Origin of the sequence: Williamsia deligens, from assembly GCF_024171765.1 — a bacterium.
In the GTDB taxonomy this organism is placed as follows: Bacteria; Actinomycetota; Actinomycetes; order Mycobacteriales; family Mycobacteriaceae; genus Williamsia_A; species Williamsia_A deligens.
The window spans coordinates 2,629,052-2,648,243 of record NZ_JAMTCI010000001.1 but is presented as its reverse complement, the minus strand read 5'-3'; the positions used below and the strand labels follow the sequence as shown (position 1 = coordinate 2,648,243).

2 protein-coding genes (1 of these 2 only partly in view) are annotated in these 19,192 nt (G+C 72.7%); one reads left to right on the top strand and one right to left on the bottom strand.

The features are described from left to right. Positions 1 to 188 precede the first annotated feature (188 nt). Positions 189 to 1,097, top strand: a complete 909-nt coding sequence (locus tag LX14_RS12265; RefSeq protein WP_253647465.1) for an esterase/lipase family protein — start codon at positions 189 to 191, stop codon at positions 1,095 to 1,097. A gap of 110 nt (positions 1,098 to 1,207) precedes the next feature. Here LX14_RS12265 and LX14_RS12260 read toward each other — a convergent pair whose 3' ends face one another. Continuing rightward, positions 1,208 to 19,192: the 3' portion of a non-ribosomal peptide synthase/polyketide synthase gene (locus LX14_RS12260; RefSeq protein ID WP_253647464.1), read on the bottom strand. 16,080 nt of this gene lie beyond the right edge of the window; the window shows 17,985 of its 34,065 coding nt (coding positions 16,081-34,065); its start codon lies beyond the right edge, outside the window; the stop codon is at positions 1,208 to 1,210.

Genomic DNA, 19,192 nt, shown 5'->3' with positions numbered 1-19,192 from the left:
AGATCTCACACCGGCATCGATCGGATGACGACACGCGACGAAAGCGACGACTCGCCCGGACGCGGGGTGAACGGGTTCTCAACATGGGTGTTACGGGGCGTAACGTCGCGTTATCGTGAATTAAATTGTCGTGATCGTAAAGAGTTCATGACGTTCTGCGAATGCGGGGGCAGAAGAGGAGTGTGTTCGTGAGGTCTGTCCGTTGGCGACGTCGGATGTGTGTGGCCGCTGCAGCCGTGGTGTCCCTGATGGCGATACCCGCGCAGGCGCTCGCCGCCCCGAACAGCTCGGGCGGGACGGACGACCCGTCGTGCCACCCGTCGGCAGCACATCCGCGGCCCGTCGTCCTCGTACACGGGACGTGGTCGAACCCGACGAAGACCTGGGACAAGATGGCCCCCGCCCTACGTGAGCAGGGGTACTGCGTCTACACGATGTCCTACGGGAAACGTCAGCCGCTGAGTCCGCAGAACCTCCTCGACCTGTTCGGCGGTGACTCCATCCGGGAGTCCGCGCAGACGCTGGGGGCCTTCGTCGCGAAGGTGCGCAGCGAGACCGGGGCGCGACAGGTGGACATCGTGGGCCACTCCCAGGGCGCGGTCGTCGCCCGCCAGTACATGAAGTTCGACGGTGGGACGAACCGGTCCAACCCGTCGGCCAACGCGGTGAACACCCTCGTCAGCCTCGCGGGGACGAACCACGGCACCTCGTTCAACCGCAACCAGATGATCGGCGCCATCGGCCAGCTGCTCGGCATCCCGGTGGTACGCCTCGCGTCCATCGCCGTCGGACCGTCCTACGTCGAGCAGATGATCGGCTCACCGTTCCTCGAACGGCTCAACGCCGGCGGCGACACGCAGCCCGGCGTGCGGTACGTCGTGTTCGGCACCCGCGACGACACCATGGTGACCCCACCCGAGCGCACCTTCCTCACCGCCGGGCCGGGCGCCCAGGTGCGCAACGCCTGGGTCCAGGACGGCTGCCGGACGGCGGTCGTGGACCACATGGGGATGACCTCGGACCCCCGTGTGATCGGTCTGGTGCTCGGTGCACTGGACCCGACGTGGGCCGCCACCCACCCGGCTCCCTGCCCCTGACACCTCACTCCCCCGACACCGACGCCCGCCGCATCTCCTGCGGCGGGCGTCGTCGTATACGGGGTGGGGCGTCCCGGGCGTGCGGCTGTGGCCCCGGGTGAGCCGACCTCTCAGGCGCGGTCGACGATCGCCCGCAGCGCGAGCTTCCAGTGCTCGACCAGTTCGGTCAGGTCGTCGGGGTCGATGGCGTCGTCGAGCCACGTGATCTGCGCCCGCACGACTCGTCCGGCGTCGGTCGTCGTCGACATCGACTGGATGTCGATCTCGGCCTGCGCCGGCATCCTGTTGCCCCGCGCGAGCGCGGCGGGATCCGACGTGTCGAGGAGACCGGGACCCGCGACGTCCGGGAACCAGGCGACCTCGCCGATGTCCGCGGCCGCCTCGGCGCCCGGGACGGCACCGATGTAGTTGAAGACGATCTGCGGCTCGGCGAGTCCGGCCAGGCGGTCGATCCCCTGCGGGTCCAGGTAGCGCAGCAACCCGTAGCCGATGCCGCGGTCGGCGTGCGCGGTCATCGCGGCCCGCGTGGCCGCGACCACCTCGGCGGCCGTCGCGGGGTCGTCGAGCATGTCGATGGCCGAGCGTCCGCCGAGGTCGACGTGGGTGGGGAACATCGAGGTGAACCATCCGACCGTGCGGGACAGGTCGACGTCGCGTCCGACCACCGACTCCTGGCGACCGTGGCCCTCGAGCGTCAGCAATGCGCCGGGCGCGGCGACGCCGCGGTCCGCGCGCCACCCCACCACCGCGGCCGCGAGACCGGCGACGAGCAGGTCGGCGACGGTCTCCCCGTCGTCCCCGGAGCGGACCCCGGCTGTCAGCGGTTCGACGATGTCGGCGGGGATCTCCACCTCGAGGCGGGCCAGTCGGTCCACGGTGTCGCGGGTGAGGTCGAGACGCCGTGTCCCCAGCGCGGGGTCGTCGACGTCGAGCGTCGCGACCCAGTGGTCGAGTTCGTCGCGACGTGACGCCGCCGCCTCCCGCAGGGCCGCGGTCCACTCGACCCACGACGTGCCCGCGTCGGGAAGTGTCGGCTCGTCGCCGGCGGTCACCTGCGTACCGGCGACAGCGATGTCGGACTGCAGGATCTGCCAGGACACGGCGTCGACGACGAGGTGGTGCAGGACGACCACGAGGCGTCCGGTGGCACCGGAGTCGGCCGGCGGGGCCAGCCAGACCAGACGCATCATGACGCCCGCCGCGGGATCCAGCAGGTCGATCGCATCGCCGACGGCGGTCCGCACGACCGAGGTGTACCCCTCGGTCCCCGGCACCGTGTCCTCGCCGAGGTCGACACGCGTCAGCGCGGCGGCCACGTCGACGCTGCCCGGCTCGCCCACCTCGAGGGCACCGGACGGGTCGAACCGCGACCGCAGCACGTCGTGGGTGTCGACGACGGCGCCGATCACCCGCGCGATGTGGTCGGCGGTCACGTCGCCCGGGACGACGAACGCCATCGGCATCACGAACCGGTCGATGTCACCGCCGCGCTCGATCGTCTTGCGGATCACCGGGGTCGCCTCTGCGCGACCGGTCCGCGGTCCCACCGCAGACGGGGTGTCGCCGCCGACCTCGGCGCGGCGGGCCAGCGCCGCGATGGTGCGCTGCTCGATGACGTCACGGGCGGTGAACCGCAGGCCCGCGGAACGGGCGCGCGTCACGAGCTGCATCGCGCCGATGCTGTCGCCGCCGACCTCGAAGAACGAGTCGTCCGGCCCGACCTCGGTGCCGAGCAGTTCGCCGACGATCCGGACGAGTGTCTCCTCCGCAGGGCCGGCCGGCGCCCGACGCTCCGCGCGGGTGACGTCGGGGGCCGGGAGTTCCGACCGGGCGATCTTGCCCGACCGGCCGCGCGGGAACTCGTCGAGCACGACGACGACCTCGGGGACCATGTACCCGGGCAGCGCGCGCCCGGCGAACTCGCGCAGCGCGTCGACGTCGACGTCCCCGCCGAGATCGCCGGTCACATAGGCGATCAGCTGCTCGCGGCCGGCGACCTCACGGATGACGACGGCCGCCTGGCCCACCGAGTCGTGGCGGGCGAGGACGACCTCGACCTCCTCGAGTTCGATGCGCAGACCGCGCAGCTTCACCTGGAAGTCGACCCGACCGACGTAGTCGAGGGAGCCGTCGGGGAGGCGACGGACGAGGTCGCCGGTGCGGTACATCAGTGATCCCGCGGGACCGACGACGCTCGGGACGAACCGTTCGGCGGTCAGGCCCGGACGGTTCAGGTACCCGCGTGCGAGCTGGTCGCCGGCGAGGTACAGCTCACCGACGGCCCCGACGACACACGGCCGCAGCCACCGGTCGAGCACCCAGCCGCGGGTGTTCCACACCGGGCGGCCGATCGGCACCACCTCGGCACCCGCCGAGCGCGACGCCCCGTCGGAGACCGCGACCGACGTCGACCGGTCACCGGCCGCGACGACGGCCGACGTCGCGTCCACGGTCACCTCGGTCGGACCGTAGAGGTTCACCACGCGGGCGCCGCTGCGCTGCACGACGTGCCGCGCCAACGACCGCGGCAGGGCCTCGCCACCGCTGAACACGAGTCGCAGCCCGTCGAGTGCCGCCTCGCCCGCCGACTCGACGAACACCGCGAGCACCGACGGCACGAACTGGACCACCGTCACCTCGTGGCGCGCCACGAGGTCGACCATCTCGGTGGGCTCGGTGTGCGCCCGCGGGCCCGCCACGACGGTGCGTGCCCCGACCAGGCCGGGGGTGAACATCTCCCACACCGAGGCGTCGAACGTGAACGGGGTCTTGAGCAGCACGGTGTCGTTCTCGTCGATGCCGTGTTCGGCCGCGATCCACAGGACCTGGTTGACCAGTGCGCGCTGCGTGATCTGCACACCCTTCGGCCGCCCCGTGGACCCGGAGGTGAACAGCACGTAGGCCAGCGACGACGGGTGGACCCGGCCGCGCAGCTCCGACGGGGCGATCGGGCCGTCGTCGATGTGCCGCAGACCCCGGGCCGCGAGGTCGAGGCAGGCGACCGGTCGGACGATCGCCCGCAGGCGCGCGAGCCGGTCGGCGTCGGTGACGGCGCACCGGACGCCCGCCTCGGCGACGATCGCCGCGACACGGTCGGCCGGGGCGTCGACATCGATCGGCAGGTAGGCCGCGCCGGCCTTGAGGATGCCGTGGACGGTCGCGAGCTGCTCGACGGAGCGGGTCATGGCGACCGCGACGACGTCGTCGGGGCCGATGCCGTGCGCGATCAGCACCCGGGCACGGCGGTTGGCCATGGCGTCGAACTCGGCGAACGACACCTCGGTGTCCCCGTCGACGAGCATCACCGCGTCCGGCGTGCGGGCCACACGCTGCGCGAACAGCCCGGCGACGGTGTCGTCCGCGACGACACGGTCGGTGTCGTTCCAGGCGCGCAGCTGGGCGGCGATCTCGGCCGGGTCGACGAGGTCGACGTCGCGGACCGGTGTCGCGCTCGCCCGCGCGAACGCGGTGAGCACCCGCTGCAGGCGGGCGGCGAGATCGGCGGCGCGGGCGTCGGAGACGAGCGCGGGGACGTACCGCAGGGTCACCGACAGGTGCGGATCCGCCTGGCCGAGCACGGTCATCGGGTAGTGCGACGCGTCGTTGACCTGGGCGCCGTCCACCGACAGTCCGTCGATCGACGCGCCCTGCTCCAGGGAGTCCCGGTCGATCGGGTACGACTCGAAGACCACGAGGGTGTCGAACAGCGCGCCGACGCCGAGCTCGCGCTGGATGGCGGGGAGTCCGACGTGGTGGGCGTCGAGCAGGCCCGCCTGCTCGGACTGCACGCGTTCCAGCAGGCCGACGACCGTCTCGCGCTCGTCGAGCCGGACCCGTGCGGGGATGGTGTTGATGAACAGGCCGAGGATGGAGCCGACCTCGGGCACCTCGGGCGGGCGTCCGGAGACCGTCGCACCGAAGACGACGTCGTCGGAGCCGAGGGAGCGGGCCAGGACGAGACCCCACGCCGCCTGCAGCATCGTGTTGACGGTGATGCCGCGATCGCGGGACAGCTCGGCCAGACCGGCCGCGGTCGGCTCGTCGAGCTCGAGGACACGGTCCACGGGCACGACCGACTCGGCGTCCACCGAGGCCAGTTCGACGTCGTCGTCGCGGACACCGGTCACGCCGGACCGGTCGACCAGCATCGTCGGGCGGTCGAGCCCGTCGAGGGCCCGCCGCCACGCCGAGAGCGCCGCGCCCGGCTCACGCCGTGACAGCCAGTCGAGGAAGTCGCGGTAGCTGTGCTGACCCGGGGGCAGCTGGTCGACGCCGCCCAGGGCGTAGAACGCGAGCAGCTGCTGCATCAGCAGCGGACCCGACCAGCCGTCGAGCAGGATGTGGTGGTTCACCATCGACATCCGCGTCAGCGGCGTCCCGGCGTCGTCGACGCCGAGGTCGACGAGCAGGAACCGCATGAGCGGGGCCGAGGTCATGTCGAAGCGGGCCAGTCGGTGGCCGCGCAGCAGGCGGTCGGCCTCGTCGGCGGCGTCCTCGCGCCCCGTCAGATCGACTCTCTGCCACCCGACCTGCGCCCGGGAGACGATCGCCGCGATCGGCGTCCCGTCCTGCGTCGCGTGGAAAGCACTGCGCAGCACCGGGTTCCGGGCCACGACGGCGTCCGCGGCTGCGCGCATCCGGTCGGCGTCGAGCGGTCCACGCAGCTCGAGGACGACCTGGGCGGTGTAGATGTCGACGGCGTCCGCGCCGGCGACCTCGGCGTGGTACAGCAGTCCGGCCTGCAGCGGGGCCAGGGGCCACACGTCGTCGATGTGGCCGTGCGTGTCCTCCAGGAGGTCGATGTCGCGCTGCGTCACCGGGACCAGCGGTACGTCCGAGGGTGTCAGCCCCCCGGTCGCGTCGTCGCGGACGTGGCGGGCCAGCGCCGCGGCCGCCGCCACCCACTCGTCGGCGAGCTCACGCACGTCCTGCTCGTCGAGCAGTTCCCCGGCGAAGGCGAACGACGCCGACACGACGGGACCCGCCTCGGTGTCGGTGGCGAGCGCGTTGACGGTCAACGCCGCCGGGACGACCATGTCGACGTCCATGGACCCGCCGAGTTCGCCGCCGTCGGTGGCCGGTTGCCATCCGAACTCGGCCGTCGCGCTCTCCCCCGCCGCGACGCGGCCGAGGTAGTTGAACGCGATCTGGGGCTCGCCCCGCCCGCGCAGTACGTCGGCCTCGGGCCCGCCGAAGTGGGTGAGGACGCCGAAGCCGATCCCGCCGTGCCCGCCCGGGAGGACCGTCAAATCCTCCTTGACCGCCTTGATCGCACTGCCCGCCGCCGACGACCCGGCCGCGGCGACCACCGCGTCGACGTCGATGTCGGCGAGGTCGAGCCGGACCGGCCGTGTGGTGGTGAACCACCCGACGGTGCGGTGCAGGTCGGCGCGCGCACCGTTCGCGGTCGGCGCGACCGCGAACTCCTCACGACCGTGGCCCTCGAGTTCGACGAGCAGGCTCGGCGCGTCGACGCCGCGCCGCAGACGCCAGCGGCGCACCGCGACGGCGAGGGCGGTGAGGAGCGCGGTGTCGACACCCGTGCGGTAGGCGGGGCCGATCTCGCGCAGCACCGCGTCGGACACGTCGGTCGGCATCTCGACGGTGACGCGGCCCATCGTGGACACGGTGTCGCGTGCCGGGTCCAGGGGACCACTGCCCAGCGGCGGGTCGTCGACCGAGACGACCTGCGCCCACGCCTCGACCGCGTCGGCGAAGGAGGGCGCCGACGCCGCGAGGGCGTGGGCCCAGGTCCGCAGCGACGTCCCGACCTCACCGAGGGCGATCGGCTCCGTGGTCGACCCGGTCGCCGGATCGGTGCGCGCCCACGCGACGACGAGGTCCGGCAGGAGGATGCGCCACGAGACGCCGTCGACGACGAGGTGGTGGACGACGATGTACAGCCGCCCGGTGATGTCGGCGCCGAGCCGGGGCGACGGGTCGAACCAGACCGCCTGCAGCATCACACCGGCCGCGGGGTCGAGCCGGTCGTCGGCGGCGGCGGCCTCGCGCTGGACCGTCGCCGCGAAACCCGGTGTCCCGGGGGCGTCGTCGACCTCGACGCGCCGCAGCACGTCGTCGGCGGTGACGGCACCGACCGGACGGACCTCGAGGTGCGGCGCGTCGCCGAGGACCAGACGCGCCCGCAGGGCGTCGTGGGTGGCCAGCAGCGTGTCGACCGCGATCGACAGACGCTGCGCACCGGGGTCCCGCGGGAGGGTGAGGAAGTTGGCCTGCGAGAAGGTGCGGTACTCGCGACGGGTGTCGACGAGCCACCGCATGATCGGGGTCAGCGGCAGCGTCCCGACGCCGCCACCCTCGAGTTCGGGCAGGACCGCCTGCGCGGCCTCCGCCGAGGTCGTGACCACGGCGGCGAGGTCGGCCGGGGTGCGACGGTCGAACACGTCGCGCGGTGTGAACACCAGACCTGCGTCCCGGGCCCGCGTCACCAGGCCGATCGCCATGATGCTGTCGCCACCGAGGGAGAAGAACGAGTCGTCGACACCGATCTCGTCGACGCCGAGGGTCTCGGCGAACAACCGGCACAACGTCTCCTCGACCGGGCTCGCCGGAGCGCGCGACGGTGCTGTCGACGCCGCGAAGTCCGGGGCCGGCAGGGCGCGACGGTCGACCTTGCCCGCCGGTGTCAGCGGGATCTCGTCGAGCACGACGACGGCCGACGGCACCATGTGCGCGGGCAGTGTCCGGCCGACACGCGAGGTGAGGTCGGCGACGTCGGAGACCCGACCGTGGACGTAGGAGACCAGGATCGTCGCCCCGGTGACCGGGTGCGGCAGCCCCAGCGTGGTCGCGAAGTCGACGTCGGGCTGGGCGCCGAGCACGGCGTCGATCTCACCGAGCTCGATGCGGAAACCGCGGACCTTGACCTGGAAGTCGGTGCGTCCGTTGAACTCCAGTTCCCACCGGTCACCGTCGAGGCGGCGCCACCGGACGAGGTCACCGGTGCGGTACATCCGCGCCCCGGGGGCGCCGTACGGGTCGGGCACGAACCGTTCCGCGGTCTGGCCCGGTCGCCCGACGTAGCCGCGGGCGAGCACGTCACCGGACACGTAGAGCTCACCGGGCACGCCCGGCGCGACGGGCCGCAGACGGTCGTCGAGGACGACGACCCGGACACCGGTCACGGGCCCACCGATGGTCAGTGGTGCCGCCGGGGTGAGCGCATCGGTCGTGGTCGACCAGATGGTCGCCTCCGACGGCCCGTACAGGTTGTACATCCGACGGACGGTGCCGTCGGCGCGCGGGACGGCCCAGCGGCGCACCAGTTCCGGCGGGCAGACGTCACCCGCGACACAGACGACGGCCAGGTCGTCCAGACCGTCCGACGGCACCGTCGCGAGCGCGGCCGGGGTCACGAAGGCATGCGTCACGTGCTGGTCGTGGAGCAGCCGCGCGAGTTCCTCGCCGCCGAACATGCTCGGGGGTGCGATGACCTGTGTCCCCGCCCCGCTGACGGCGAGCAGCACCTCGAAGATCGAGGCGTCGAAGCTCGGGGAGGCGAAGTGCAGCACCCGCGCCGACGGCGTCACGCCGAACCGCGTCCGGGCCTCCTCGACCACGTCGGCGATGCCGCGGTGGGTCACCGCGACGCCCTTCGGCCGTCCGGTGGAGCCGGAGGTGAAGATGATGTACGCGATCTCGTCGAGCGACGGGCGCGCCCAGTCGCCGGCGGTGTCGGTGTCGGTGCCGGACTGCTGCGCCACCTCGCGCACGTCGAGCCACTGCACGGCGCGCGGCAGGTCACCGGCGACCTCGTCGACGGTCAGCCCGATCGTGATGCCCGCGTCGGCGACCATGTGCTGCACGCGATCCGACGGGTAGTTGGGGTCGATCGGCACGACGGCGCCGCCTGCGGCGACGATGCCCCAGAACGCGGTGATCGACTCGACGGACCGCCCGACGGCGAGGCCCACGGGCGTCCCCTCGACGACGCCGCGGTCGCGCAGGACCCGGGCGACACGGCGTGCCCGGCGGTCGAGCTCGGCGTAGGTCAGGCTCTCGTGTTCCCCGATCACGGCGAGCGAGTCGGGGGCGGTGTCCACGGCGCGCAGGACCACGTCACCGAGCACGGAGCGCTGCGGCGCCGACGGTGCCTCCATGTGCCGCAGCCGATCCGACAGCGCGGGGTCGATGATCTCGATGTCCCCGACCGGGAGCTGCGGGTCGGCGACGACGGCGGCGAGGACCGCCGCGAAGCGCCGACCCAGTTCGCGGACGGTCGACTCGTCGAACAGCGCTGTGGCGTAGGTGAACACGCACTCGAACCCGGCGTCGTCGCCGGAGGACTGGGCGACGGTCAGCTGGAGGTCGAACTTCGTCGTGGTGGTGTCCACGTCGAGACCGGACACCCGCAGACCGGGCAGCTCGAGATCCGGCTGATCGGTGCTGCCGAACGCCAGGACGACCTGGAACAGCGGCGAGAACGACGTCGACCGTTCCGGGGCGAGGTCCTCGACGAGCCGCTCGAACGGGATCTCGGTGTGCGTGAACGCGGCGACGTCGACGTCGCGCACGGCCTCCAGCAGGTCGGCGAAACCGGCGGACCGGTCGACGGGTGTGCGCAGGGCCAGCGTGTTGACGAACATGCCGACGAGGTCGTCGAGGGCTGCGTCACCGCGCCCGGCGACGGCGGTGCCGACGACCACGTCGTCGGTGCCGCCCGACCGTGCGAGCAGCACGGCGAACGCCGCGTGGACGGCCATGAACATGGTGGCGCCGCGGGTGTTGGCGAGCCGTTGGAGCCCGGCGCGCGTGGACGCGTCGACCTCGAACCGCACCTGTGCGCCGGCCACCGACTGCACCGCGGGGCGCGGGCGGTCGAGGGGCAGGTCGATGACCTCCGGGATGTCGGCCAGGGTCGTCGCCCAGAACTCGAGCTGCGCCGCGGCGACCGAGGTGGGATCGCTCTCGTCGCCGAGGACCGCACGCTGCCACAGCGCGTAGTCGGCGTACTGCACCGGCAGTGCCTGCCAGGCGGGTTCCTGTCCGGAATGCCGTGCGCCGTAGGCGACCATGACGTCGCGGGCCAGCGGTGCGACGGACGCCCCGTCGGCCGAGATGTGGTGGACGACGACGACGAGCACGGCCTCGTCGGGCGCGACGACCAGCAGCGCCATCCGGACCGGCACGTCGGCGGCCACGTCGAAACCGGCGGTGACCAGCTCGGCGACCGCGGTCCGCGCGGCGTCGAGGCCGTCGACCGACCGCACGTCGAGGACGTGTCCGGCCCGGGCCTGCTCGGGGGTGAGGATCTCCTGGCGCGGTGCCCGCTCACGCCCGTCGATGACCGCGTCCGCCGGATAGCGCGTGCGGAGCACCTCGTGGCGGGCGACGACGTCACCGACGGCCGCGCGGAACGCCTCGACGTCGATCTCGCCGGTCAGGCGCAGCACCGCGGGGATGTTGTATGCGGGCGAGGCCGTGTCGAACTGGTTGATGAACCACATCCGGGTCTGCGCCGGGGACAGCGGGATCTGGCCGGGCCGCGCCATCGCCTGCAGACGGGGGCGGTCCGAGGCGGAGCTGTGGTCGGCGGCCGCGGCGATGCCCGCGACCGTCGGGTCGGTGAAGAGGTCGCGCACGGTGAGCGAGGAGCCGAGCGCCTCGTTGACGCGGGCGACGACGCGCGTCGCGGACAGGGAGTTGCCGCCCACGGCGAAGAAGCTGTCGAAGGCACCGACCCGGTCGGCCCCGACGATGTCGGCGACGACACCGGCGACGATCTCCTCCACCGGCCCACGCGGTTCCTGGTGGGCGGCGGCGGTCGAGAAGTCCGGACGGGGCAGCGCCGCGCGGTCGAGCTTGCCGTTGATGTTGAGCGGCAACACGTCCAGAACGACGGTGACCGTCGGGATCATGTAGGACGGCAGGTCCTCGGCGGCCTGCGCGAGGACCGCCCGGGTGTCGAGCTCACCCGGCCCGGCCGTGGTCCGCACCGGCACCAGGTAGGCCACGATGTGCTCGCCGGCGCTCGGGTCGGTGTGCACGGTGACGACGGCGGTGTCGACCTGGTCCGTCGCGGCCAGCACGCGCTCGATCTCCTCGAGCTCGATCCGCAGACCACGCACCTTGACCTGGAAGTCGCTGCGCCCCATGTAGACCAGGGTCGGCGTGGGGTCGTCGCCCACACGCGCCCACCGCACGAGGTCGCCGGAGCGGTACATCCGGGCCCCCGCCCGGCCGAACGGGTCGGCGACGAAGCGGTCGGCCGTCAGGTCGGAGCGGTTGAGGTAACCGCGGGCCAGCTGTGCGCCGGCGATGTACAGCTCACCCGTGACGCCGTCGGGCACGGGACGCAGGCGGGTGTCGAGGACGTAGACCCCGGTGTTCCACTCGGGGCGGCCGATGGGCACGGCACCGTCGGTCAGGCGCGCGGGCATCTGCTGGTGGGTGACGCTCACCGCGGCCTCGGTCGGCCCGTACAGGTTGTGGACCGTCGCCGCGCTCACCGCGCGCAGGCGGGCCACGGTCTCGGCCGTGAGCGCCTCACCGATGCACAGCACGGTGGTCAGGCTCGCGATCTGCTCGGGCCGGATGTCGAGCAGGAAGGCGGACAGCAACGACGGCACGAACGTCGTGACGGTGACCCGACGACGCTCGATGAGGTCGGCGAGGTACGCGGGGTCGCGGTGACCCTGCGGCGCGGCGACGACGAGGCGGATGCCGGCGGTGACAGCCCACCAGTACTCCCAGACCGACAGGTCGAAGGTGGCCTGCGTCCGCAGCAGGAGCGCGTCGTCGGCCGCGAGGCGGAACTGCACCGACAGCCAGTTCAACTGGTTCACGATCGCCGAGTGCGGGACCGCGACGCCCTTCGGTCGACCCGTCGACCCGGAGGTGTAGATGACGTACGCGATGTCGTTCGGTCGCACCGTGCGGAGACGCTCGAAGTCGGCGACGGCTCCCCCGGAGTAGTCGTGCAGGTCCAGCGACCCGATGTCGACGACGGCGTCGGGTGCGAGCGTCTGCGCCGCGGACAACGCCTCGGGCGCATCCCCGGCGACGAGGACGAGTGTGGGCGCCGAGTTGTCGACGATGTAGCCGACCCGGTCGGCGGGGTGGTCGGGGTCGATCGGCAGGTAGGCGCCGCCGGCCGTGGTCACCGCGTACATGGCGACGATCAGGTCGACCGAGCGCGGCATCGCCAGGCCGACCACGGTCTCCGGGCCGACACCCCGGTCGATGAGGGCGCGCGCCAACCGGTTGACCCGGCCGCCCAGGGTCGCGTAGTCGAGGGTCCCGGCGGCGACCCCGGCATCCGCGTCGCCGTCCGCGTCGATCGCGACGCGGGACGGGTAGGCGACGAACGCCGACGCCAGGATGTCGGCGAGGGTCGTCGGCGCGAGCACGACGGTGGTGTTGTTGCGCTCCTCGACCACCTCGACCCGCTCTGCGGCCGAGAGCATCTCGATGTCGCCGACGGGCGTGTGGGGTTCGTCGAGCAGGCGACCGAGCAGGGCGACGAAGCGGTGGGCGATGTCCTCGACCGTCGACCGGTCGAACAGGTCGTCGGCGAAGGTGATGGCCGCGTGGACGCCGGCCGGCGCCCCGGTCTCGTCGTAGGTGTCCGAGAGGATCAGGTGCAGGTCGAACTGGGCCACGCCCTCGGGCAGCTCCACCGGCTCCATCCGCAGACCGGCGAGTTCCAGTGTCGGCCGCGCGATGTTCTGGAAGGACAGACCGACCTGGAAGATCGGGTGCCGCGCGGTCGAGCGCACGGGGTTGAGCACCTCGACCAACCGCTCGAACGGCACGTCGGCGTGGGTGAACGCCGAGGAGTCGCGCTCACGGGCGGCGTCGACGAGATCGGCGAAACCGCGTGCGGCGTCGACGTCGAGACGCAGGGCGAGCGTGTTGACGAACATGCCGATGACGCCCTCGAGCTCGCGCTCACCCCGACCGGCCATCGGTGTGCCGACGATGATGTCGCGGCTGCCGGCCAGGCGGGCCAGCAGCACCGCGAACGCGGCGTGGAAGCCCATGAACGTCGACGCGTTGCGCGAGCGCGCGAGGTCGGCCACACGGGCGTGGACCGACGCCGGGATGTCGAACAGGTGCTGGCTGCCGCGCAGGGACTGCACCGGCGGGCGCGGTCGGTCGGTGGGCAGTTCCAGCTGATCCGGCAACGCGGCCAGGGTGTCGCGCCAGTACCCGATCTGCGCCGACAGCAGGCTGGTCGGGTCGTCCTCGTCGCCGAGCACCTCGCGCTGCCAGAGCGCGTAGTCGGCGTACTGGACGGGCAGCGGACGCCACTGCGGCGCAGCACCGGTCGAGCGGGCCGCGTAGGCCGTGGCGAGGTCGGCGACGAACGGCACCATCGACTCCCCGTCGGCCACGACGTGGTGGACGACGGCGGCGAGCACGTGGCGGGACGCGTCCAGGCGCCACACGCGGATCCGCATGGGCACCGCGGCGTCCACCCGGAAACCTCCGGAGACGAACGCGCGCAGCTGATCCGGCAGTTCGGTGTCGGTGGCGTCGACGACGGCGATCTCGGGGACCGCCTGCCCGGCCGGGAGGATCACCTGATGCGGGCCGGTCGACGAGTCGGGGTAGACGGTGCGCAGCGACTCGTGCCGCTCGACCACGTCGGCGACAGCGGTCCGCAGGGCGTCGACGTCGAGGTCGCCCGTCAGGGTCACCGCGGCGGGGATGTTGTACGCGGGTGAGTCCGGGTCGAAGCGGTTGAGGAACCACATCCGGGTCTGCGCCAGCGACAGCGGGATCCGGTCCGGGCGCGGGCGCGCGACGAGCGGCGCCCGGTGCGGCCGGGAGGTCTGGCCGCTCGCGATGCGCGCGGCGAGCCCGGCGACCGTGGGGGCGGCGAACAGTTCGCGCACACCCACCGACGTGTCCAGCGCGGCACCCACACGCCCGACCACCTTGGTCGCGCTGAGCGAGTTGCCGCCGAGGTCGAAGAACGAGTCGTCGCGTCCGGCGCGGTCCACCCCGAGCACGTCGGCGAAGACCGCGGCGATCGTCTGCTCGAGGTCGGTCTCGGGTGCGCGGTACTCCCGCTCCACGACGGCGAACTCGGGCGCCGGCAGCGCGCGCCGGTCGAGCTTGCCGATCGGGGTCAGCGGGATCTCGTCGAGCACGATCACGGCCGCGGGCACCATGTGACCGGGCAGGCGGTCGGCGACACCCGCGGTGAGGGCGTCGACGTCGACCGTCCGGCCGGGCCGCGGCAGGACGTAGGACGCCAGGGTGGTCGCGCCGTCGGGTCCGTCGACGCCGACGGTGACGCTGTACTCGAGGTCGCCCCCGTCGACGAGCGCGCGGTCGATCTCGCCGAGTTCGACGCGGAAACCGCGCACCTTGACCTGGAAGTCGCTGCGGCCCACGTACTCCAGGGCGTTCGGCGGAGCGGTCGGGTCCAGGCTGTAGCGCACCAGGTCACCGGTGCGGTACATCCGTTCGCCGTGTGCGCCGTACGGGTCGGCGACGAACCGCTCGGCGGAGGTCGCCGGACGGTCGTGGTAGCCCCGTGCCAGTCCGGGCCCTGCGAGGTACAACTCGCCGACGACGCCCCGGGGGACGACGCGCAGACGGGAGTCGAGGACACGCACCCCGACGCCGCGCAGCGGGGCGCCGATGGTCACACGATCGCCGCGCCGCAGACCCGGGGTGATGGTGTTGATGACGGTGGTCTCGGTGGGCCCGTAGGCGTTGCGCAGGCGGGGCGCCCACCGCGTCGCGAGCTCCGGCGTGCACACGTCACCGCCGACGACGAGCGACTCGACGACGTCGAGACCGGTCGGGTCGACCGTCATCAGGGCCGTCGGGGTCATGACGACCACCGACACCCGCTGCCGCAGGACAAGGCGCGCGAGTTCGTCGCCGCCGAACACGTCCTGCGGCGACACCACGAGGGCCGCACCCGCCCCGAACGCGGCGAGCATCTCGCCGACCGAGGTGTCGAAGCTCGGCGAGGCGACGTGCAGGACCCGCGAGTCGGGCCGGACGGCGTAGTGCTCCACCACGTCGGCCGTGAGGTTCGCCAGACCCGCGTGCGTCACGACGACGGCCTTCGGCGTCCCCGTCGACCCCGAGGTGTAGATCAGGTAGGCGGCGTCGGAGACACGCAGCGGCGCAGTGCGATCGGCGTCGGTGACCGGCCCGTCGTCGACAGCCCCCGTGAACGCGGTCAGGTCGTGCCATGCCACATCGCCGGGCAGGTCGTCGCGGTCGGACCCGACGGTGACCCCGAACAGCGCGCGGGAGTCGGTGAGCATCGTCGAGATACGGTCGGCCGGGTACTCCGGGTTGATCGGCAGGTACGCCGCACCGGTCTTCGCGATGGCCCAGATGCCCGTCACGGAGTGCAGCGATCGCCGCATCCCGAGGGCGACGACGGTCCCCGGGCCCGCACCGAGGGCGATGAGCTGCCGGGCGAGGCGGTCGGTGCTCGCGTCCAGCTCGGTGTAGGTCATCGACGTCTCGCCGTGCACGAGCGCGGTGCCCTCCGGCGAGGTCCGCACGCCCCGCGCCAACAGCTCCGGCAGCGTCGCGGCCGGCTCCGACGGCGGGCCCGCGACGGCGACGAGCGCGGCGCGTTCGGACGGCGCGAGGATGTCGATCGCACCGACCCGCGCGGACGGGTCCGCGGCGATCGACTCGAGGATGCGCAGCAGACGGTCGGCGAAGGACTGCACGGTCGACTGGTCGAACAGGTCGGTCGCATAGGTGAACGTGGCCGGGGCCGGCTCGTCCTCGGGGGCGGTGTCGCCCAGCGTCAGCTGCAGGTCGAACTTGGCCATCTCGACGTCGGCGTCGACGACATCCACACGCAGGCCGGGGAGTTCGAGCGTGGGGGCCTCGTTGTTGTCGAACGACAGCGCGATCCCGAAGAGCGGGTGGTGCGCGGTCGACCGCGGCACGTCGAGCACCTCGACGAGACGTTCGAAGGGGACGTCCGCGTGGGCCATGGCGTCGACGTCGCCGGCGCGCACGATGGTGAGCAGCTCGGCGACGGTGAGATCGGGGTCGACCTCGGTACGCAGCACGACGGTGTTGACGAACATCCCGACGAGGTCGTCGAGCGCCTCCTCACCGCGACCCGCGACCGGGGTGCCGATGGCGATGTCGGTGGAGCCGGACAGCCGCTCGGCGAGGATCGCGAGACCGGCGTGCACGACCATGAACAGGCTCACGTCGTGCTGGCGTGCCACCGCCGCGAGGCGTCGGCGCAGACCCGGGTCCACCGCGAACCGCACGGTGTCGCCCCGCAGCGACGCGACCGCGGGTCGCGGTCGATCGGTCGGGAGGTCGAGTGACTCGGGGACGCCGGACAGCGTGCGCCGCCAGTGGTCGATCTGCTGCGCCGAGACCGAGTCCGGATCGTCCTCGTCACCGAGAAGATCCCGCTGCCACAGCGCGAAGTCGGCGTACTGCACCGGGAGCGGCGCCTGCGAGGACGCGATGCCCGTACGGCGGGACTCGTAGGCGACCACCAGGTCGCGGAACAGCGGCGCGAGCGACGCGCCGTCGGCGGAGATGTGGTGGACGACGAGCATGAGGACGTACTGCGTGTCCTGCGCCTCGACCTGACGGCCCGCCAGGCGCATGAGCACGATCCGCGCCGGGAACCCGGTGGTGACGTCGAACCCGGCGGTGGCGGCGCGCACGATCTCCGTGCGGATGTCGTCGGGCTGGACCGTGATCTCGCGGTAGATGGCCGCGACCGCCTCGTCGGCGGGATGCACCACCTGGTGGGGACCGTCCGCCGAGTCGGGATAGATCGTCCGCAGTGCCTCGTGGCGATCGGCGACGTCGACGATGGCCGCCCGCAGCGCGGCGACGTCGAGGTCGCCGGTCAGCCGCACGGGCAGCGGGAGGTTGTAGGCCGGCGACGACGGGTCGAAGCGGTTGATGAACCACATGCGGGCCTGCGCCGGCGACAGCGGGATGCGGTCGGGACGGGGACGCGGGACGAGCTGCGGTCGATCGGCCGTCTGCTCGCGCCCGGCGAGGAGTGCGGCCAGGCCGGAGACGGTCGGGTGGTCGAACACGTCGCGGACGCCGACGGACACGCCGAGCGCGGCCTGGATCCGCGCGGCCACACGGGTCGCGCCGAGCGACGTGCCGCCGATGTCGAAGAACGAGTCGTTCGCGCCCACCCGGTCGCGGCGGGCCACGTCGGTGTAGATCCCGGCGATCGCGACCTCGAGATCGGTGGCGGGTTCGACGAACTCGACGGTCGTGGTGGCGAAGTCGGGTTCGGGCAGGGCCCGCCGGTCGAGCTTGCCGTTGGGGGTCAGCGGGAACGCGTCGAGCGCGAGGACCGCCGCGGGGACCATGTAGGCCGGCAGGCGCGAGCGCAGGTGGTCGAACAACGGGTGTGCCGTGGGGATCTCGCCGGGCACGGCGGGCACGGCGTCGGCCGCGACGGGTCCGACCACGTAGGCGACCAACTGGGCGTCGCCCGCCGCCTCCACCACGACCGCGACGGCGTCGGCGACACCGGCCACCTCGGTCAGCGCCGACTCGATCTCGGGCAGTTCGATCCGCAGACCGCGCAGCTTCACCTGGAAGTCCGAGCGCCCGATGTACTCCAGCTCGCCGTCGGACCGGCGTCGGACGACGTCGCCCGTGCGGTACATCCGTTCGCCGGTCGCCGAGGTGATGTCGGCGACGAAGCGGTCGGCGGTCAGGTCGGGTCGGCCCACGTAGGCGCGGGCGAGCTGGACGCCGGTGAGGTAGAGCTCACCGGAGACCGTCGGCGGGACCGGCCGCAGCCGGTCGTCGAGCACGTGGACACCGGTGTTGGCGACCGGACGTCCGATCGGGACCGTCTCGGTGTCCGCGGCCGTGTACGGGTGGTACGTCACGTCGACCGCGGCCTCGGTGGGCCCGTACAGGTTGTGGATCGCGGCACCCGACGCCGCCGCCATCCGCGCCGCCACGTGCGGCGGGAGCGCCTCGCCGCTGGCGAACACCTGGCGCAGCGTGCGCAGCGCACCCAGCGGCCCGTCCGCCCCGCCGGACTCGGCGAACAGTGCCGTGGTGAACGCGGCCATCATCGACGGCACGAAATGCAGTGTCGTGACGCCGGTCTCGGCGATGAGCCGCGCGAGGTACGCCGGGTCCCGGTGCCCGTCGGGCGCGGCGACGACCAGGCTCGCCCCGGTCTGCAGCGGCCAGAAGAACTCCCACACCGACACGTCGAACGTGGCGGGCGTCTTCTGCATCACGACGTCGTCGCCGTCGATGGGGTACTCCGCCTGCATCCAGCGCAGACGGTTCACGATCGCCCGGTGGGTCACCGCGACGCCCTTGGGGCGCCCCGTCGACCCGGACGTGTAGATGACGTAGGCCGTGTTGTCCGGGCGCAGGGGCGCGGAGCGCTCGTCGTCGGCGAGGGGCTCACCGGACCGGGCACCGAGGTCGAGGGTGTCGATGGCCAGCACGGGCGCGTCGTCGTGGATGAACCCGTCGCGGCTCGTGGTCAGCACCGCGGCCGGTCGGGCGCTGTCGAGGATGTAGGCGATGCGGTCCGCCGGGTGGTCGAGGTCGACGGGCACGTAGGCACCGCCGGCGGCGACGACGGCGTACATGCCGATCAGCAGGTCGAACGACCGCCGCATCGCAAGCGCCACATGGACATCCGGTCCGACCCCGGCCTCCACGAGGTGGCGGGCGAGACGGTGTGCCCGCTCGGCGAACTCGGCGTAGGTGAGCGTCTCGCCCTCGAACACCAGCGCCGTCGATCCCGGCGTGCGCCGCGCCTGCTCGACGAAGAGGTCGGTCAGGGTGAGCGCGTCGGTCGTCGGCGCCTCGCCGGACTCGGCGATGACCGAGGCGAGCATGCCCGAGAACTGCTCGGCGAACGCTCCGCCGGTGTCGTCCAGCAGACCCGGCAGCAGGGTGGACAGCGCGATGGTGACCGCGGCCTCGGGGCCGATCCCGACCGCGCTGAGGGTGGTGAGCAGTTCGGTCGACTTCGCCTGCAGCTCACCGTAGGTGACGTCGACACCACCGTGGGAGAGGGCGACGCCGTCGGGGTTGATCCGGGCCGCCGTCGCGAGGAGCTCGTCGAGCGACCGGCCACGCAGGCCGTCGGTGTCGGCGCTGCG